At 56.8% G+C, this 19,272-nt stretch carries 16 protein-coding genes and 1 pseudogene; 4 read left to right on the top strand and 13 right to left on the bottom strand.

Annotated elements, in window-relative coordinates; genetic code table 11:
* Window positions 1–3: 3 nt before the first annotated feature.
* Window positions 4–2,073, top strand: a complete 2,070-nt coding sequence (gene glgX, locus F8562_RS15755; protein ID WP_014838475.1) for a glycogen debranching protein GlgX — start codon at window positions 4–6, stop codon at window positions 2,071–2,073.
* A 44-nt stretch (window positions 2,074–2,117) separates the two neighbouring features.
* On the opposite strand, the gene lpdA is transcribed toward glgX, so the two are convergent.
* The 4 genes from lpdA to F8562_RS15775 are packed head-to-tail and all read right to left on the bottom strand — an operon-like array spanning window position 2,118 to window position 7,022.
* Window positions 2,118–3,515, bottom strand: coding sequence for a dihydrolipoyl dehydrogenase (gene lpdA, locus F8562_RS15760; protein WP_014838476.1), 1,398 nt, complete (start codon window positions 3,513–3,515; stop codon window positions 2,118–2,120).
* A complete protein-coding gene (locus F8562_RS15765) occupies window positions 3,499–5,028 on the bottom strand; it encodes a 2-oxo acid dehydrogenase subunit E2 (protein WP_014838477.1) in 1,530 nt (509 codons plus the stop codon). The genes lpdA and F8562_RS15765 overlap by 17 nt, the downstream gene beginning before the upstream one ends.
* A 3-nt stretch (window positions 5,029–5,031) precedes the next feature.
* The gene (locus F8562_RS15770) at window positions 5,032–6,051 is read right to left on the bottom strand and encodes an alpha-ketoacid dehydrogenase subunit beta (protein WP_014229353.1); all 1,020 of its coding nucleotides are present in this window, start codon (window positions 6,049–6,051) and stop codon (window positions 5,032–5,034) included.
* A gap of 11 nt (window positions 6,052–6,062) precedes the next feature.
* Complete coding sequence (locus F8562_RS15775; protein WP_014229354.1) at window positions 6,063–7,022, bottom strand: thiamine pyrophosphate-dependent dehydrogenase E1 component subunit alpha; 960 nt, start codon at window positions 7,020–7,022, stop codon at window positions 6,063–6,065.
* Window positions 7,023–7,275: 253 nt separating this feature from the next.
* On the opposite strand from F8562_RS15775, the gene F8562_RS15780 reads away from it, so the two are divergent.
* Window positions 7,276–10,029 carry a LuxR C-terminal-related transcriptional regulator gene (locus F8562_RS15780; protein WP_094909385.1) on the top strand — a complete coding sequence of 918 codons (2,754 nt, stop codon included), beginning with the start codon at window positions 7,276–7,278 and terminating at the stop codon, window positions 10,027–10,029.
* A 51-nt stretch (window positions 10,030–10,080) separates the two neighbouring features.
* On the opposite strand, the gene F8562_RS15785 is transcribed toward F8562_RS15780, so the two are convergent.
* The 9 genes from F8562_RS15785 to F8562_RS15825 all read right to left on the bottom strand — a co-directional run bounded on the left by F8562_RS15785 (window position 10,081) and on the right by F8562_RS15825 (window position 16,460).
* The gene (locus F8562_RS15785; protein ID WP_014838479.1) at window positions 10,081–10,638 is read right to left on the bottom strand and encodes a histidine phosphatase family protein; all 558 of its coding nucleotides are present in this window, start codon (window positions 10,636–10,638) and stop codon (window positions 10,081–10,083) included.
* A 4-nt stretch (window positions 10,639–10,642) separates the two neighbouring features.
* Complete coding sequence (locus tag F8562_RS15790) at window positions 10,643–11,398, bottom strand: CbtA family protein (RefSeq protein ID WP_014229357.1); 756 nt, start codon at window positions 11,396–11,398, stop codon at window positions 10,643–10,645.
* A 10-nt stretch (window positions 11,399–11,408) separates the two neighbouring features.
* Window positions 11,409–11,618: a CbtB domain-containing protein gene (locus F8562_RS15795; protein WP_014838480.1), complete on the bottom strand. Its 210-nt coding sequence runs from the start codon at window positions 11,616–11,618 to the stop codon at window positions 11,409–11,411.
* Window positions 11,615–12,082 carry a nitrile hydratase accessory protein gene (locus F8562_RS15800; protein ID WP_014838481.1) on the bottom strand — a complete coding sequence of 156 codons (468 nt, stop codon included), beginning with the start codon at window positions 12,080–12,082 and terminating at the stop codon, window positions 11,615–11,617. The genes F8562_RS15795 and F8562_RS15800 overlap by 4 nt, the downstream gene beginning before the upstream one ends.
* Window positions 12,079–12,732, bottom strand: coding sequence for a nitrile hydratase subunit beta (gene nthB / locus F8562_RS15805; protein WP_032719090.1), 654 nt, complete (start codon window positions 12,730–12,732; stop codon window positions 12,079–12,081). The genes F8562_RS15800 and nthB overlap by 4 nt, the downstream gene beginning before the upstream one ends.
* A gap of 15 nt (window positions 12,733–12,747) precedes the next feature.
* The gene (gene nthA / locus F8562_RS15810) at window positions 12,748–13,356 is read right to left on the bottom strand and encodes a nitrile hydratase subunit alpha (RefSeq protein ID WP_009652266.1); all 609 of its coding nucleotides are present in this window, start codon (window positions 13,354–13,356) and stop codon (window positions 12,748–12,750) included.
* A gap of 23 nt (window positions 13,357–13,379) precedes the next feature.
* Window positions 13,380–14,894, bottom strand: coding sequence for an amidase (locus F8562_RS15815; protein WP_151891925.1), 1,515 nt, complete (start codon window positions 14,892–14,894; stop codon window positions 13,380–13,382).
* A 135-nt stretch (window positions 14,895–15,029) separates the two neighbouring features.
* Window positions 15,030–15,566, bottom strand: coding sequence for a group I truncated hemoglobin (locus F8562_RS15820; protein WP_224316714.1), 537 nt, complete (start codon window positions 15,564–15,566; stop codon window positions 15,030–15,032).
* A complete protein-coding gene (locus F8562_RS15825; protein ID WP_014838484.1) occupies window positions 15,567–16,460 on the bottom strand; it encodes a transporter in 894 nt (297 codons plus the stop codon).
* Window positions 16,461–16,860: 400 nt separating this feature from the next.
* On the opposite strand from F8562_RS15825, the gene F8562_RS15830 reads away from it, so the two are divergent.
* Together F8562_RS15830 and F8562_RS29785 are read left to right on the top strand one after the other, a co-directional pair.
* Entirely contained in the window at window positions 16,861–17,859 is a 999-nt protein-coding gene (locus tag F8562_RS15830) for a helix-turn-helix transcriptional regulator (protein WP_014838485.1), read from the top strand.
* Between the two features lie 327 nt (window positions 17,860–18,186).
* Window positions 18,187–19,108, top strand: a pseudogene (locus tag F8562_RS29785) (ISNCY family transposase); the annotation flags it as partial.
* Between the last annotated feature and the right edge of the window lie 164 nt (window positions 19,109–19,272).

Consider the following 19,272-nt stretch of genomic DNA (forward strand, 5'->3'; position numbering starts at 1 on the left):
TCAATGAAAGAAACGTTTGCAATAGAGCCCGGGGACGGCCAGCAGCTGGGGGCTAATTTTGACGGAAAGGGCGTGAACTTTGCGCTGTTTTCAGCGCACGCTGAGCGGGTTGAACTGTGCTTATTCGATCCTTGCGGAAAAACGGAAATAGCCCGGCTTGAACTACCTGAATATACACACGAAATCTGGCACGGCTACGTACCCGGTCTGCAGCCCGGAGCCTTATACGGTTATCGGGTTTATGGGCCGTACGATCCGGAAAACGGCCATCGCTTTAATCCACATAAATTGCTTATCGATCCCTACGCGCGGGAGCTGGAAGGCGATATTGAATGGAACGATGCGCATTTCGGCTACGAGATGGGCCATGAGGAGAAAGATCTGAGCTTTGATACCCGCGATAGCGCGGCTTTTACGCCAAAATGCAAGGTTGTCGACCCGGATGCCTTCGACTGGCAGGGGGAAAATCGCCCAGACGTCCCCTGGCCGCATGCGGTTATCTACGAAACGCATGTGAAGGGTTTTACCCAGCGCAATCCGGCGCTTCCCCCGGAGCTTCGCGGCACATTTGAGGGGCTTGGGCATCAGGCTTCCGTCGATTATATCAAGAGCCTGGGCATCACTTCCGTTGAGCTGCTTCCCGTACACTGGTTTCCGGACGATCAGCATCTGCTCGACAGAGGGCTAAAAAACTTCTGGGGTTACAATACGCTGGGCTTCTTCGCTCCCGCGTCCCGTTACTATGGACCTGCGGGTATCGCGGGCTTCCGCGACATGGTGCGCGCATTTCATGATGCCGGTATCGAAGTGATCCTTGACGTGGTTTACAACCACACCGCGGAAGGCAATGAGCTGGGACCGACGCTCTCATTTAAAGGCATCGATAATTTTTCCTACTACCGGACGATGCCGGATCAGCATCGCTATTACATAAATGATACCGGGACGGGGAACACGGTGAATACCTCGCATCCCCGGGTGCTGCAGATGGTCATGGATTCGCTACGTTACTGGGCTCAAGCCATGCACGTCGACGGCTTTCGTTTTGATCTGGGGACCATTCTCGGACGCGAACCCGAGGGCTTCGATCCGCGAGGCGGGTTCTTCGATGCGGTAACCCAGGATCCGGTTTTATCGAAGCTTAAACTGATTGGTGAGCCCTGGGATATCGGTCCCGGGGGTTATCAGGTCGGCGGTTTTCCGCCTGGCTGGGGCGAGTGGAACGATAAATATCGTGATACGGTGCGGGAATACTGGAAGGGGGATAATGTTTCCAATGACTTTGCCGCCCGTTTACTGGGCTCCGGCGATCTGTACGATTTACGCGGCCGTCGTCCGTGGTCCAGCGTCAATTTTATTACCGCCCATGACGGCTTCACGTTGAACGATCTGGTTTCGTATAACGAGAAGCATAATGAAGCCAACGGTGAGGACAATAACGACGGGCATAATGACAACCGCTCCTGCAATTATGGCGAAGAAGGCCCGACGGAAAACCAGGATATCGTCGCCGTCCGCGAACGCCAGAAGCGGAATTTCCTGACCACGTTATTGTTCTCCCACGGTACGCCGATGCTGCTGGCCGGCGATGAGTTTGGCCGTTCTCAGCAGGGCAATAATAACGGCTACTGCCAGGACAGCGAGATTTCATGGGTTAACTGGGAAGCACAGTCCGAGCAGGACCATGCGTTGCGCCATTTCACCCAGCGTCTGATAGCGCTGCGTGCGGAGCAACCGCTTTTACGCCGCGAAAGCTGGCGTGACGGGCTCGAGATACGCTGGTTTAACGCCGGCGGCGGTCTGCAGCAATCTGAACAATGGGATGAAGGTTCGACGTTAGGTCTCGCCATCAGCCGACCCGACCTTGAACAGGAGGAGGGCATCTGGAATGACGTGCTGATGCTGTTCAATCCCTTTGAGGGCGATGTTCCGTTCCAGATCCCGCAGTTTGGCGAAGGCGGCTGGGTTCTTGAGCTGTCGACCGCTGAAGAAAAAACGGACGGCGTCATCATTACCGAGACAATTGATTTTGTTCTGGCCGGGCGCAGCATTGCCCTTTTCAGACGGCCTTAAAGCCTCAGACAAACCCGGCGCTGAATGCCGGGTTTATATTGTCATTATTGATGCAGCGGCTGACCACTGGCGGCAAGGATGGATTCATGCATGGCTTCAGAAAGCGTTGGATGAGCAAAGATCATCGATAAGAGACTCTCATCTGTGGCCTCCAGATGATGCGCGATACCAAAACCCTGGATCTGTTCAGTGACCTGCTCACCAACCATATGCGCGCCCAGCAGTTCGCCGGTTTCGGCGTCGAAAACAGTCTTTACAAAACCCTCCGTCTCCCCGCTGGCCAGCGCCTTACCATTCCCCTGATATGCGAACTTACCGATCTTGATTGGCCGTCCCGTCTCGCGAGCCTTCGCCTCTGTCAAGCCCAGGCTGGCAACCTGTGGCCGGGCATAGATACAACCGGGCACATAGTCGCGGTTAAGAGGGCGTACGCCTTCGACGCCGGCCAGCGTCTCGACGCAGATCGCGCCTTCGTGGCTGGCTTTGTGCGCCAGACACGGCGGGCCGGCCACATCGCCGATAGCATAGAGCCCAAATACGTTGGTTCGGCAAGCTGCATCCGTCTTGATAAACCCGCGGTCCAACTCGACTCCCAGCGCTTCCAGCCCCAGGCCTTCCACATTAGGCTGTACGCCCGCTGCCAACAGCACACGTTCGACTTCCAGGGTCTGTTCGGCGCCGGTGGTTTTCAAGGTGCAGCGCACGCCCGTATCGGTGCGCTGTACCTGCGTCAGCAGCGTTTGGCAATGGACGTGTATACCGCGTCGTTCGAATGATTTACGCACGGTAGCGGAGACTTCGGCGTCTTCAACGGGCAGAATCTGCGCGGCTTGTTCGACCAGCGTCACTTTGCTGCCAAGATCGTTATAAAGGCTGGCGAACTCGACTCCGATGGCCCCTGATCCGATGATTAATAGAGACTCCGGTAAGCGCTCAGGCTGCAGGGCCTCAAAATAGGTCCAGATTCGCTCACCATCTGGCTCTACTCCTGGCAACGCTCGCGGCCGGGCACCAGTCGCAAGGATCACATGACCCGCGCGATAGTCTCGCTCTTCTCCTCGGGGATCGGCGACCGTGACTTGCCCCTTACCACGCAGCCGGGCGGTGCCGGTAATGACCGTAACGCCATTTTTCTTCAGCAGGTACTCGACACCTCCGGTCAGCTGTTGCGACACGGCGCGGCTAAACTGCACCAGTTTCTGCACATCGAAACTCACCTCTCTGAGACTAAAACCCAGCCGATCGGCATGCGCAATACTGTGCGCCACCTCTGCACCATGCAGCAGCGCCTTGGTTGGAATGCATCCCCAGTTCAGGCAGATCCCCCCTAAATGCTGCTTTTCCACCAATGCTGTACGAAGCCCTAGCTGGCCGGCACGAATGGCGGCGACATACCCCCCAGGCCCGCCACCTATTATCAGTACATCATATTTGTCGTGCATAGCTCGTCTCCTCGATAAACAACAGCGTCGGTGTTTCAACCAGCCGCTTGAGCGCCTGGAGAAAAGCCGCGCCTGACGCCCCATCGATGACCCGGTGATCGCAGGACAGCGATACGGTCAGTTGATGGTGGACGACGATTTGTCCATCGCGAACTACCGCTCGGGGCTCGCCTGCGCCAATCGCAAGGATCGCGCCCTGGGGTGGGTTTATGATGGCGTCAAACTGCCGTACTCCGAGCATGCCCAGGTTTGACACGCTAAAGGTGCCGCCCTGGAATTCTTCAGGCTTGAGCATGCCCGCCCGGGCTTTGGTTATCAGAGAATGAATTTCGTTTGATATGTCGCTTATCGATCTGCTGTTGGCCGAACGTACGATAGGGGTAATTAACCCGTCTGGCAGCGCAACGGCCACGGAAATGTCGGCATCGGCAAAACGGCGGATGCTCTGGGTAGCCTCATCAAACTGTATGTTGACGTCCGGCACGGCTATCAGCGCCATGGCGCAGGCCTTAACCAGCATATCGTTAACCGAAATCTTGACGCCGGGTACTTCGCTGTTGATTTCCTTACGCAATGCTAAGAGTCGCTCCAGATCGAGATCGACGGTCAAACGGAAATGGGGTGCATGTTGCTTGGACATTTGCAAACGGCCAGCGATCGCTCGCCGCATGCTGGACATCGGCAACGTCTCAAAGGCTGTCGCTGACGTGGCTTGTGAAGCCCCGGCCTGGGGTAGCCCATCAAGCAGCAAAGCAGCCGCCAGCACATCATCACGGCTCACCCGTCCGAGTGAACCGCTTTTGCGGCAGTCGTGCAGGTTGATCCCCAGTTTGTTGGCCAGACGGCGCGCCAACGGGGTTGCCGATACCTGGCTATCATCGGTATGCGATCGCGGCGCTTTGCCGGAACGAACGGGCGGCGGCGGAGAGGCGATGCGGCCGCCTGCGGCAACGATCGCGCTCTCCAGGTCAGCGACAGAGATACGCTCGCCGCGCCCGCTACCCTGGACCTTTTTCAAGTCAACGCCCAACCGCGCAGACTGACGTAACGCATGGGGAGTGGCATTCACCTGAGTCGGATCGGTTATGCCTTGCAGGCTGGTGGGTACCTCGGTCTGCCCAATGGATGCCGCAGGCTTACTGGCGGGGGCCGGTACAACGGAGGGCGCGACGGCCGCTACAGCAGGCTCGGTAGTCTGCGTGACAGGCGCTGCTGGCTGCACCGCGGCCAGGCTGGCGGCAAAGGCATCCAGTTCAGCATCGCTTACCGAAGAGTCAGCTACCAGCGCCAAAACAGCGCCGACCGGGAGGGTATCTCCCACCCGGGCGATTATCCTCCGTAGCGTACCGGCGAAGGGGGCCTCCAGAACATTGACGATTTTGCTGGTCTCAATTTCACAGATTTCCTGCCCTTTGGCAAAGCGGTCACCCTCCTGGATGGCCCACCGCGCGAGCACGCCTTCCTCCATTGAAAGGCCCCACTTCGGCATTTCAAGTGTCCTGATATCGCTCATAGCTTAATCCTCCAGTACTTGACGGACGGCAGCTTCGATACGTTCAACGCCAGGGATCCAGAGTTTTTCGAGAGCAGGGGAGAACGGTACCGGGGTGTGTGGTGGTGTCACCAGAACAACAGGCGCTTTGAGGAAATGGAATGCCTGGGAAGCAATCAGCGCTGCGACATCATGAGCAAAACCAAAACGCGCGGCTGACTCGTCGACAATGACCACGCGGCCGGTAGAAGCCACTGATTCCAGAATACCTTCTTCGTCCAGAGGCGAGATTGTACGTGGATCGACCACCTCCACCGAGATCCCCTCCCTGGCCAGTTTGTCGGCGACCTGGTTTGCTTTATGTACCATTGCAGACAACGCGATGATGGTGACATCCTCACCTTCACGGGTATAGTTGGCGACGCCCAGGGGGAGGGTATAAATCTCGTCCGGTACCTCGCCCTTGAGGTCATAGAGCATTTTATGCTCGCAGAACACCACCGGATCGTCGTCGCGAATCGACTGGATCAGCAGCCCTTTGACATCATAAGGCGTCGATGGCACGACCACCTTGAGCCCCGGTGTGGTAGCAAAAATATTATAGGGTGACTGCGAATGCTGGGCTGCTGCAGAAAAACCAGCACCGATCATGCCCCGCATCACCAGCGGCGCCTTGGCCTTGCCGCCAAACATATAGCGAAACTTTGCCGCCTGGTTGTACAGCGCATCATGGCTAACACCGAAAAAATCCATAAACATCAGCTCCGCCACCGGCCGCAGACCCGTTGCAGCGGCGCCGGCAGCCATGCCGACGATCGCCGACTCCGTAATGGGGGTGTCGATCACCCGGTCGGAGCCGAACTGCGTCCACAGCCCTTTAGTGACTCCGAGCACGCCTCCAAAGGCCTCTATCCTTGCTTCTTCGGGCGCATTTCCGCCGTGACCGCCGCGCAAGTCTTCACCAATCAGAACGACGCGTTCGTCGTGCTCCATTTCCTGGGCCAGGGCTTCCTTGACCGCTTCTCGATAGGTTTTTATAGGCATTGTTATCACCCTCAGTATGAGACGTAAACGTCTGTAAGCAGGTCTTCCGGAGCCGGATAGGCAGCGGCGCGCGCTTTGAATACAGCATCATCGACAAGTGCTTCAACCGCCGCGTCGATCGCCGCCAGTTCCTCAAGGGAGATGTGTTGTTTGACCCTGGTGGTGAAAATCTTCAGCGGATCATGTTGTTCACGCAGACGTTGAACTTCGCCCTCAGCGCGGTAAAGCGCCGGATCGCCCTCAAAGTGACCGTGCCAGCGGAAAGCTTTGGCCTCAATCACGCTTGGGCCTCCACCTTCTCGGGCGCGCTTGACGGCCTCTGAGGTGGCATCGTAAACGGCAAAGAAATCTGTGCCATCAACCGTCACTGCCGGTAAACCGAAGCCGGCGGCGCGCCCGGCGATATCACGACCACCGACGGCGTAATCATGGCCAGTTCCTTCGCCATAACCGTTGTTCTCGAAAATAAAGATGGCAGGGAGTTGCAGCACCACTGCCATGTTGATGGCTTCAAATACCAGGCCCTGATTAGAACCGCCGTCACCGGTAAAAGAGACCCCAACGTTACCGGTCTTGAGGGTTTTGGCCGTCAGAGCAGCGCCGATGGCTAACGGAGGGGCGCCACCCACGATAGCGTTCGCACCCAGCATACCTTTCGACAGATCGGCAATATGCATAGAGCCTCCCTTGCCCCGGCATAATCCGCTGTCCTTACCGAATATTTCAGCCATCATGCCGTGAATATCGCAGCCTTTGGCAATACAGTGGCCATGCCCACGGTGCGTGGACCCAATGAAATCAGCGTTAGTGAGATTTTCGCAGACCCCCACCGCAATGGCTTCCTCACCGGTATAAAGGTGAATGAAGCCCGGAATATCACCGCTGGTGTTTTCCTGATGCAAACGCTCCTCAAACGTCCGGATTTCGCGCATCTTACGGTAAGCCTGGAGTAAAGCCTGTTTGTTAAGCATCACTTAATTCTCCTCAGTAAAGGTCGTCAGGCGGGGGTTTGACAGGCTGGAAGCCCCTTAACCACGCCGATGCAATGAATCTACGAGTGCGACGAGGAGGTGCGAAGCCACCTTCATGGGGGGGTAGGAGGGGGTTTTCATGCTTGAGGTCAAACTTTATAAATTTTATGTATCTATCGAGAGGGGTGGCTCCATGCCATCCCGGGCTCTGGCGTACAATTGATAAAAAAATAATACGAGTAGATAACTACGGATGAAGCCATCGGATTTGAAAAGTCGCCAGGCAACTTCACTGGTCTCCGGGCCATTGCGGCTGACGAGAGATTTGCCGCTAATCCTGACCAAATTCGTTCCACCACGCTCTTCGATACGGCTGCTACAGCGCTCACGGCTTCTGCTCCTCCTCGATCGCATGCAGCGACGCCGTCTGGGCGTCGTTTGCGCGGGTGCTGGATTTGGCAAAACCACGCTGTTGGCGCAGTGGTATCAGCAAATGATTGCCCAGGGTGAACGCGTTGCCTGGCTTAGCCTCGATGAGGATGATGATGGCGTATGGCAGTTCATTCCTTATCTGCTGCAAGCATTGCGGCCGCTCTATGGCGATTGGGACGCCGACTTTTGGCGCAACATAGAAGAACAGACGCCCTCCAGTTCGCAACAGCTGCTGGCCGGGTTGATTAACCAACTACATTACTGTCCGCACGACCTGTATCTGATCGTTGATGACTTCCATATGATTAATGATGCTGGTGTATATGAAGCCCTGGGATATTTGCTCAAGCATGCTCCTGCCGCCTTGCACCTGATCATTGGCAGCCGTTTCCACCCCAGTCTGTCCCTGAGCCTGCTTCAGGCACAGGACCAGCTGGTGGAAATCTACGATCGAGACCTGCAATTTACGCTTGAAGAAACCAGGCACTATTTCAGCCAGACGATTGACATACCACTCAGTAATCAGCATGTACAGCGGCTACTTTCCGCGACAGAGGGGTGGATCGCCGGTATGAAAATCGCTTCGTTATCCCCAGAATTGCTCAATGATCCAGAACATCTGCTGCGCAATATTCGTGGTGGAACCCGCGCTATCGCCCGTTATCTGAAAGAGGTGGTACTTGATCCATTGCCACAGGAAGTTTTTGATTTTCTGGTCAAAACATCGTTTCTTAATCGTTTAAATGCCGGGTTATGTAACGGGGTTACAGAGCGTGATGATAGTGAAGCGATACTGGCATGGATTGAGCGGCACAATCTTTTTTTGTCAGCCCTGGACGAACAAGGCTGCTGGTTTCGCTACCATCCTCTTTTGCAGGAAACCCTGCGAACGATATTGCAGCAGAACAACGATATCAACCTCAAGCACTTACATGAATTAGCCAGTCATTGGTTCGTTGAACAGAGATTGTGGTCCGAGGCGGTACGCCACGCACTGGCAGCGGGCAAGCCGATCCATAACCCCGGGCAGGATGGCGCGGGCGCGCAGTCGCTGGCGGAAGAAGGGGATATAGATACCCTGGTTTCCTGGATGCATCACTTACCTGCGAGTACTGACCCTTCGCGCATTGACCTGCAAATCAATCTGGCCTGGGCGCTGGCGCACTATTTTCGCTTCGATGAATCGAGGCAGTTACTTGATAATCTTGACCAAATGGTCGTTAATCATCGTGATGATATAACCCCCAACGCCTGGCTCAAATTACGTGTCGTGCGCGCAATTTGCGAAGCTTTTGCCGAGAAAATCCCGGAAAGCCTGGCGATTGTTGAGCCGTTGCTGGCTAAAGTGCCCTGCGGAGACACCTGGGTCGATGGTCTCATATGCAATATTCTGAGCTACTGCCACGTGGTTAACCAGCGCTATAGCGACGCTCTTGAGGTTCAACGGCATATGCCTTGCCCGGAAAGTCCACTAGACAATCTATTTGTCTCGGTTTATCGCGCTTTTATCATCACTCAGTGCCATCTTGGTCAGGGTGACCTGGAGAACGCCTGGGGGCATGCAGAGAATGCATTGCGCCAGGCTGAACGTTATACCGGCCCTCAGTCGACCAGCGGCGCGACGCTTGCGCCGCTGCTGGCGGAAATGGCTTACGAACGAATGAACCTGGACTCATTAAATACGCTGTTAGCAGATAGACTCGAATTCATCGATCGGTTTGGTCCACCCGACGCCCTGAGTCGCTGCTATACCTATCTTGCGCGTCAGGCTTTGAATGATGATATGCCCCATGAGGCAGAACGGCTGCTGGAACACGCGCAGCGACTAGCGGTATCTCGCGGATGGCAACGGCCGCAGGCTTTATTGTTAGCAGAGCAGGCGAGAGTGCGCCTGCAGCGCGCGAATTATCCAGGCGCGGAGCAGCTGCATCGGCAACTCGAACAACTGGCGGCCCGTGCCACAATTGATGCCGAAAACCCCTGTCAACGCGCAATAGCTCAGCATGCCAATGTCAGCCGCAGTCGCCTGCTTCTGGCGTCAGGCCAGGCGCCACAAGCCAGCCTTTTGCTGGGCGAACTCGTGACTGAGCAGGAGCGTCGGGGCGACCGGCTCTCCGCAGCGCGTCTTCGTACGCTATGGTCATTATCCTTGTGGAATAGTGGCGAAAACGCGGCTGCCGTGGCTGCATTGCAGCCCGTCCTGCAATTAGCGGCACAACAGCATCTCAAACGTATTTTTCTTGATGCTGGCGATGCCTTGCAGCCTCTGCTTGTCCGTGTACGCGAAACCTCGGCAGCCAGCGAAGGGGATGACCCTTGGCCCGGGAAAGGGAGCGAGTCTGAAGGCAAGCGGATTCAGCATGAAAACCTTGATGTTAACCAGGAGCTCAGTGAGCGAGAGCTGCAGATATTACAGCTCATTGCTGACGGTCAGATGAACAAAGAAATCGCTCGCTCCCTGACTATCTCTACTGAGACGGTGAAATGGCACATCAAGAACATCTACACCAAGCTCAAAGTCAATAGTCGTACGCAAGCCATGAGTCGGGCTCTGGAAATGAAGTTACTGGATTAATAATGTCAGTGATGTGCGAATATAATCCATAAGTGAATATGTCAGTAGCATCTATTGGCCCTTTAATAAACATAAATTCCAGCGCCGTCCGTCGCTACGCAACTCGGTGATGCTCAGCGGGTGGATGTCGATACGCGCAAATGAGTGAAGCGGGGCGCCGAGAACGTCGACGATCGTGGCGCGGATTGCGGCGGCAGGCGCAATGGCACAGTGGCGACCTCGAATATCGACGTGTTTAGCCAGCCAGCTGCCACAGCGCGCCAGCAGCTGAGCACGTGACTCTCCGCCCGGGGGAGCGGCACCCTCCAGCCAGGCCTGGAACGCTTCGGCGTCTTGCATCATCACCTCACGTACTGGCCGACCGGCCCAGATGCCGTAGTCGGGTTCCGCCAGTTCCGTCACTGGCGTACCCTGTAAAGAGAGCGCGGCGGCGGTTTGCCTGGCGGCGGCGTCCGGGGCGAACCAGACGCGGTGATAACGGGCGACACTGCTTTGTAGCTGGCGCGCCCGTTGCCACTCCCGCGCCTCCAGAGGGTCATCACAAGGAAAGTGTGAACCTCTGGAGGCTGCCGTTTCTCCCTGACAAATCAGCGTTAGCGACGCTCTCATGTTGTTAACCGCGCCGGAAGGCCGGGCGATGTTCGCGTGTCGTCGGCGTGCGTTCGGCTAAAGCACCGAAAGCCACGCCGATGACGCCCCAGAGCACCAGATGCGTGCCGAAGGAACTTATGCGGAAACGCCATAGCAGGTCCGCCGGGAAGTGGTCGGAGACTTCGTTCACTGTCGGCATCAGGGCGCAAACCACGAGCATCAGCGCCACGGCGAACAGCGTTGCCCACATCATCGCATTCCCTCTGCCGAGGCGCGGCGTGAGCTGATGCGATAACCACGCGGCCGCGATGACGATGCCGATAGAAAGCAACATCATGACGAAATAGAGTCCGGTACGATAGCCGATGGTCTCCGGGTTGCCGACTGCGGGCGGATTGGGCGGGTATTTCAGACCTGGCATCAGGCTCATTGCCAGGAAGCCAGCCAGCGCCAGGCACAACGCCAGCACACGCGGGTCCGATGGCCCAAAGCGCTGGTAGCTAAAGGCCCACGCCAGCGCCAGACCGCCGCCCAGCGCGGCGCCAAACAGCGCCATGCCGGTCATCAGGCCGATCCCGGACTGGGTCTGTCGGCTAAACACCTCTTCTTCTTCGCCGTCTGCTGACGCGCCGTGATGGTGAGCGTGAGCTGACATGCTTTTTTCCAGGCCAATCGCGCGATCGACCTGCGGCTCGCCGAAATGGTGCGCAAAGGCAAATGCCACCATCCCGGCCAGAACGCCGGCCATCATCCCTTTAAATAACAGTTTGCCAATCATTTCCGCCTCCTCAGTGGCAGGGAAAGCCCAGCAGATGACGTGCGTCGTGGAAGAATTCATGCACCTGCGTGCCGGAAAACATCGACGTTGCGCCTTGTTCTGCGCCAACGAAATAGATGGCCAGCAGCGCCAGCAGGGCGGTGAACAGCGCCCAGGGCAACAGTTTCGCGACAGGAATGGGAGCAGCCAGGGTGTGGGCATTAAGGGTGATATCACTCATGGTGTAACTCCATTATCGATTTTGCTGTTGATAGAGAGTGCCGGACTCACCGTGACCGGCACGCCCGGCGAAAGGTGATGATGGCTATGTGCCGGCGGGCAACTGGCGTTCGCCAGTACAATCGGCTGGCCGTGGGGCGTGTTGAGATACGCTTTGCGCCACTCCTGCGTCCGTCGGCTGATTTCATCCGGCACCGTCAGGTTGAGTGCCGTCATCATGTTTTCCATCGCCGCCGTCCACTGACGATAGTAGGCATCATTCGCGCTTTCACCCGGTTGCGCCGGCGCCGCGTTGATCTCTTTACTGAATGTCTGTACCCATTCTGCCCACGGGAACAGCCCGGCCCGGTGGAGATGGACTATCAGGGAGAACGCTTTTGCCTGCCAGGGCTTATCGAACACCGGCCCTTCCTCATCGCGCGGTAACCCGAGGGCGGCGTAATCGTGTTGTGTTACCGTATTCATGCTTCCTCCAGATAGTCGTCCCACAGATCGATGAACACTTTGTCAGGGCGCGGCTCTCCCCACAGCGCCTGCGCGGTGAAACTGACGCTGTAAACATGCTGGGGATGTTCGCCCAGCCCGTGCGCCGCAGTATCTGGCGTGATAAACACACCGTGAGCGATCTCTATGCGACCGACTTTATCGCGTGCGTAGCGTGGCAGGCGGGTATGGGTGGTCGGGTTGAAATTTTTCGTTCGTACCCAATCGCCCACCCGGAAGCGGGGCGCAACATCGTGACTGACCCGAGCAGACCCGCCGGTGCTGACAACCATCGACACCATCTCCTGCGTCAGCACAGGTGTACCAGGCTTGCAGGGGGCAGGCTTCGCGCCACCCCACAGTTCTTCAACGGTGATCGCCCCCTTTGCCAGCAGCAGCGTTTCGAATGCATGCAGCCAGTGCTCGTAGTAGCTCGACTGCAAATATTCGGTCGGCGCCATACGTTCGATGGCGTGGCGAAATTCATCGACGTTAAAATGTCCGCCGACGAACAACGAGGCGAACAGAGGAAATACCCGGCGTTCCCACTCATGATGGAAATAGGGCTCGTTTTCCTCGGTAGGGATCGGGCCAAGGCCGTGCATCCCCCCCAGATCATGTATCCCGTTCATGGTTTTCTCCTTTCGTTATGGTGCGCTAACCACACCGGTGCCAATCATCGAATCGCGCGTGATGAGTTCGCTCAACTGCGCTTCGCTCCAGCCTTCCGTGCCTGCCGGACGTTCTGGCAGGACCAGATAGCGCAGCTCGGCGCTGCTGTCCCAGACGCGAATCTCTTTGTTTTCTGGTATGTGTAACCCGAACTCGGCGAGAACGCCGCGCGGGTCGATGACGATACGCGAACGATAGGGCGCTGATTTGTACCACACCGGCGGCAGACCCAGCACCGGCCAGGGGTAGCAGGAACAGAGCGTACAAACGGTGACGTTGTGCACGTCCGGCGTGTTCTCCACGACCAGCATGTCTTCGCCCTGTATTCCGGAGAAACCCAGTTCAGCAATAGCGGCAGTGGCGTTTTCCATCAGTCGACGTTTGTATTCCGGGTCGCTCCACGCTCTGGCGACAACCTGTGCGCCGTTTCGGGGGCCGACTTTGTGCTCGTAGGTGTCAATCAGCTCATCCAGCGCAGCCGGGTCGATCAGGCCTTTTTCCTGCAGCAGGGATTCCAGTGCGCGGACGCGTAGCTCGATATCAACGGGGGGTTGGGTATGGTCGTGGTCGTGTTTATGGCTCATTTTAGGCTTCCCGAGAGTTAAGGTTAAAACGTCCGCCAGTCACCGCAGGCTTCGAAAGCGGCGGCGGCCTGATAGAGCGTGTTTTCAGCGTAATGACGTCCTACCAGCATCATGCCCACCGGGAGTCCGTCGACCATGCCACAGGGGATAGACATGGCCGGGTGACCGGTGATGTCCTGCGCAGCGGTGTTACCGATCATTTCGAAAGCGCGCGAGATGTATTCGGTGATGGAGCAGTCCGGGTCTGGTATCGGCTGAGCGAGGACAGGCACGGTAGGCATCACCAGCAGATCGAAATCGCTCAGGGCCCGGTCGTAGCCGGCGCGGGCCCGACGCGCGATATTCTGCGCTCTGGCGTAGTAGCGACCGTTATAGCGCTCCAGCCCATACTGGCCGACGAACATGCAAACTTTGAGCGACGGGGAGAGGGCATCCGCGCTGTCGCGCCATTGCGCGTGTTTGTCCAGCAGGCTGACGTCGTACTGGCCTTCCCAGTTAAAACCCATGCCGTTGCCGTGCATCATCTGGGCGGTCAGACCTTCGCAGCCGATAGGCGACCAAAGCGCGCCCGCCAGCTTGTGTTCCGGCACGGAAATTTCGCTAACGATGGCGCCCAGCGCTTGCAGGCGGGCGATGGCGTCCCGCACCTTCCTTTCTACCTGCGGGTCCATATTCGGCAACTGGAATCCCTCGGTCAGAATGCCGATTTTCAGGCCGCGCACACCTTTTCCGAGGGCGGCGGTATAGCTCTCAACAACGGGCGCGTACTGACGCGGGTCAAGCCCGTCACTTCCGGCGATGGTTTCCAGCATCAGCGCGTTGTCGCGCACGTTGGCGGTGATGGGACCGGCGTGGTCGATGGTCGCCTCAATCGGCATGATGCCCGTGTAAGGCACCAGACCGTGGGTCGGTTTCATACCGTAGGTACCACAGAAGGCGGAAGGGATACGGATGGAACCGCCCTGATCGCAGCCTATCGCCATGTCCACTTCGCCAGCCGCCACCAGTGCGGCGCTGCCGGAGGACGAACCGCCGGAGGAATAGCCATGACGATGGGGATTGTGCACCGGGGCCGGGTCGGAAGTGTGGCTGCCGCCGGAGAGGCAGAAGTGCTCGCAGGTGGCTTTGCCGAGAATCGTCGCCCCGGCATCCAGCAGGCGGGTGGCCACGGTCGCGTCGCAGGATGGGACGAAACCTTCGAGCGTGGAGGCGCCGTTCATCATCGGTACGTCGGCGAGCGAGACATTATCTTTCAGGGCGATGGTCCGCCCGGCCAGCGCGCCAGTCGCTGCCCCTTTTACCTCCGTTTTGTAATACCAGGCATTAAGCGGATTGTCCTCGCCAGTCGGACGATAGCCGGCGGCGCGCGGATAGCGGACCTCCGGGATATCGTCGGGAAGGGAGTCGATCAGATCGTAGGCGTCGAAGTTAGCCTGCATCACCGCCAGATATTCCTCGGCCTGCGCCGTCGTCAGGCTGATATGCAGCCGACTGGCAAGCTCCTGGAGTTGTTCGGCAGTGGGACGTTGAATAGCCATGTTGTTTCCTTTTTTCTGTGTTTGCTCATGCGCCTGTCTTGAACATAAGCCCGGAATGCCATCCTGACTTGGTTATCCGGGTCAGTCGTTTGGCTGAAATGGACACCCGCGCAGCCAGTGGGTGTCCGTAAGGTGCTAAGACGGCTTATCGGCTTTAGGCCAGTGGATACCGACACTTTTCATACCTTTGGTCACGTCCATATCCGGATGTGAGAGCACCACGTCGCGATACGAAGGACTGCCGATGACCGCGGGCTTGAATTGAGTCAGGAAAGCGGTGACCTCTTCACGAATATCCTGCGGCACATTGAAGTTTTCGTAACACTCGTCGATAGACTCGAATACGGCTTTCCAGTGCACCTCGGTCAGCCCCATGCCGCGGTGCGCGGTCACCATATCTCGTCCCCGATAGACGGTGTTGCCACCCCAGTGCTTGCACAAGAAATCAACGAAGTTGATATGCTCTTTCTGAAATGAAGACTCGGACACGTGCGCCCAGATATGGCCGATGTCGGGATGCTTCATACAGGTCTTCAACACTTCGCCTGCGAAGGCGTAGACGGCGTCATATCCGCCGAGACGTTCATAGAGAGACGGCTTTTGCTGCTGTTCGCTCATGGTGGATTTCTCCGTAACTTGTGAGTGGATGGGGGTGCATAGGTCTCTGTTCAATCAGAACAGTTTCATCACGCGCAGGGTGGTGTGGAGATCTTCCTTAAAACCGCCATCGACGTTGATGTCGCGTTGGAGCAAGCCCTGCACTTGCACCGTAGGGGTGATGAATTTCGACAATTCCAGCCTTACCTGATCCGAACGCGTCGCTTGTCCGTTTTCGACGCCGTCGATCTGCTGCTTACCGCCCCACAATTTGGCGTAACCGGCGGAGACGGTCCAGGTGGTGTCTGCGGGCGGCGTCCAGCTTACCCAGCCCTGAAATTGATAGGTGTTGTCTTGTTTGAGGCGGCCGGTGCCGATGCCCGTGGCATCGTCGTTGTCGCCATACCACATCGCATCAGCGGACAGCTGCGTGGCAAAACCGTTACCAAGCTGCTGCACGCCGCCAAGCTGCAGATCGAACTTCCAGCGGTTCTCACCGACGTTGAGCGTGCGCCCGGCATCGTAGGAACCGGCAGGGACGTACAGGTAGGGCACGAGGGCGAAGGTGGTGCTGGGGTTGTTCACCAGCCAGACCGGGGCGGCCAGAATGGGGTCGCCCAGGCCGCTGGCGGAATCGAGGCGGGCACCGCCCAGGGAGCCGTTATAAAGACGTCCGTAGGGCATCAGCACCTGCGGCGCGACCGTGAAGCCCCCCACATCCATATAGTGGACGTAACGTAAGATGCTGACGAAGGAGTCCATCCCGGTGCCTTGCTTAATTTCGTCGCCACCTGTGGGGGTAAAGCTGTCTCGCGTGGCGTAGGTGAAATACGCCAGAATGGCATCGGTACCGGCAGGAGCCGGAATGAGATCCTGTGAGTTGAGATCGACCGCATGGGCCGGGATCGTCGCCAGCCAGAGTGTGCAGGCGACCAGGCTGATACGAGATGTGGTGCCACTAACAGTCATAACGTTACCCTCATGTCTGATATCTCTTGTTTATTTCCCGGTACCAACGTGGCCGGAAGACCTTACGGTTACAGATATTAGGGAGAAATTTGCTGCGTACTTGTTTCATAAGGACAGTCGTTTGGCTGGCAGGGACAACGGGCGGGCAGGCTGAAAAGGCCCATAACGTGATGCTCCGTCATAGCGCAGATGTGCACACCTTGAGTGCGGTTCTCGCTTTTTCGACGCCATTCGCGACGTGGGACGCCTGGCGCATCGATGGAGCGTCAGCGATATTTCCACTGACTTAGCGCGGATGCGAGTGAGAGCTGGAGGGACATCTGAGTGCTGGCACGATAGTTGCTGTCTGTGAACCCGTGTCTGTTATTGATGCGGGAATTAAGGTGCGAGGTGAGCAATTATGAATAGCATCATGCCGTCTGCGGTCTGCTCCCACTATTCGACCATTGGCGTTGCCGAGTCGCGCCGCTTCGAGTATTGGAACGACGTGGTGTTGCGTCACTGCATTCCGGCCGCCAGCGTGCCCATGGCTGGGGTCGACTTTGACGCCCGGCTTGCGGTACGCGGGGTAGGGATGGTGGATATCTGTTCGTTGTCCGCGCCGTTGCACCGCTGGGAACGCACCGCACGTTATCTGAGGCAGGGGCCAGACGACGATCTGTGGCTGGGCTATATGCAAGGCGGATACGGCCAGCTTGAACAGGGAGGGCGCAAGGCGGCGCTGGCGGCGGATAGTCTGGTATTATACGACGCCGCGCAGACGTTCAGTTTCAGCCTGGGTGGGGGCGATAACCACCTGGTGCGGATCCCCCGGCATCTGCTGAGTTGTCGTTTGCCGAGGATTGAAACGCTCACCGCTATGGTACTGGACGACAGTCGGCCCGGCGTGATTCCACTGCGTGAAATGCTGCGTCAGGCGACAGCGATGCCCGCGTGTCTGGACAACCCAGATATTTCTGGCCGTTTCTCCCAGACGATGCTGGATCTGCTGGTGCTGAGTCTGGAATTGCAGGATCTGGATAACGTCAGTGCTGAGCGCGATCTGTACGCCAGGATGATGATTTATATTCGGCGGCAGCTTGTCGATCCAGATTTGAACATTGAGAGCCTGGCTCGGGCGCACCATGTTTCCATTCGCACCGTCACGCGTGCTTTCGCCCGCCACAAAAAAACGCCGATGGCCGTGATTTGGCAGGAGAGGCTGCGAGCAAGCCGAGAGGCCCTCGAACGCGGACGAGTCAGTAGCGTGTCCCAGGCGGCGCTGGATTTCGGCTTCTCTGATTTCTCTCATTTCAGCCACGCCTTCCGCAAAGCCTTTGGCATCTCGCCTCGCTCATTATTGCCCAAAGAGCAGCAGGGAGCGACGCCATCGAACAGGCACACCGGGTCAGACTCCTGAGTCTGCGCGATATGAGTGCGAGCTGCGCGTGACGGAAGGCGCTCCCAGGCGTTGCGGCGGCAGGTGGATGACACGATGGCGTTAGTGTTTTAGCGACTGGAAATGATTTGAATATCCCGGCTTAGCGCGGGGTAAGGTAAGGGTATGGGGGCGCATTGCGCAGACTCGGCTTCTTTAATCGCATTTAACATAATATACATTATGCGCATCAAGATTGTAGGGGCTCAATGATAATGTCTATTTGTGGCTCATTAGGAATGTCCAGGCTAAAGTTCTCAGACCTATATGCCTAGTCAACAACTCACTTTTCTTGATGAGGAGTTTTCTGTGGCTATACATGACACCGGGATGTTCACCGTGAAAGAAATCAACCGCCTCAAAATCCTTCAGGATGTCATCGACCGCAACCGTCAGTCCGGGCCACTGGGCATGAATAACCAGAGTCGTGGTCGCACCGGAAATCGCCTGCTTCCCGCATCATTGACTGATCAGGCCCTGAATATCATCCGTGAACGCTATGCCGATTTTGGTCCCACACTGGCGCGGGAAAAGCTCGCTGAAAATCACGGTATTGTTCTTGGTAAGGAAACACTCAGACGGCTTATGATAAAAACCGGGCTCTGGGTTCCCCGCAAGCAACGTGCGCCAAAAATTCAGCAGCCACGCTATCGCCGGGCTTGCTGCGGCGAACTGATCCAGATTGATGGTTGCGACCATCACTGGTTCGAGAACCGTGCGCCTGCCTGTACTGCCCTGGTCTACGTTGATGATGCGACGAGCCGCCTGATGCAACTCCGTTTCGTGAAATCGGAATCGACTTTCACCTATTTTAAAGCCACGCGGGGCTATCTGGAGAAGCATGGCAACCCCCTGGCGCTGTACAGCGATAACCAGTGAGCTTTGACAAAGATTGTAGCAGCTAAATTGAGATGTCCGTCTCTGACCAGATGCAGCTTCTCTTCGTCAGTTCGGAGTCCACGTTCACCTATTTTGAAGCCACCCGGGGATATCTGGAGCGCTACGGTAAGCCTCTGGCATTCTACAGCGACAAAGCCAGCGTCTTCAGAATCAACAATAAAAACGCCACCGGTGGCGACGGCTATACCCAGTTTCAAAATTCCTGACGGTGCAATATGACAAAGCGTTATATCTGATTGAAGATACTGAATTAAGCCGAAGGGCTATCGGGAAATATATCGAAGTCTGGCACTATCCTGATGGGAGAAAGGAGCTCAGGCTTAACGGGACAGCGTATCGACAGAATTATAATGCACTAATTATCAGAAATAATCTAATAAATAGAATCTTTAAATATTATAAATTAGAAGATTACCTCGATGCCATAAGGAAAGATGCTGATTCAAAGTATGATAAATGGGTTAACCACCTTACAAAAGATGAGTTCTGGGAGTC

Source organism: Klebsiella sp. RCJ4, from assembly GCF_009025755.1.
Taxonomy (GTDB): domain Bacteria; phylum Pseudomonadota; class Gammaproteobacteria; order Enterobacterales; family Enterobacteriaceae; genus Klebsiella; species Klebsiella michiganensis.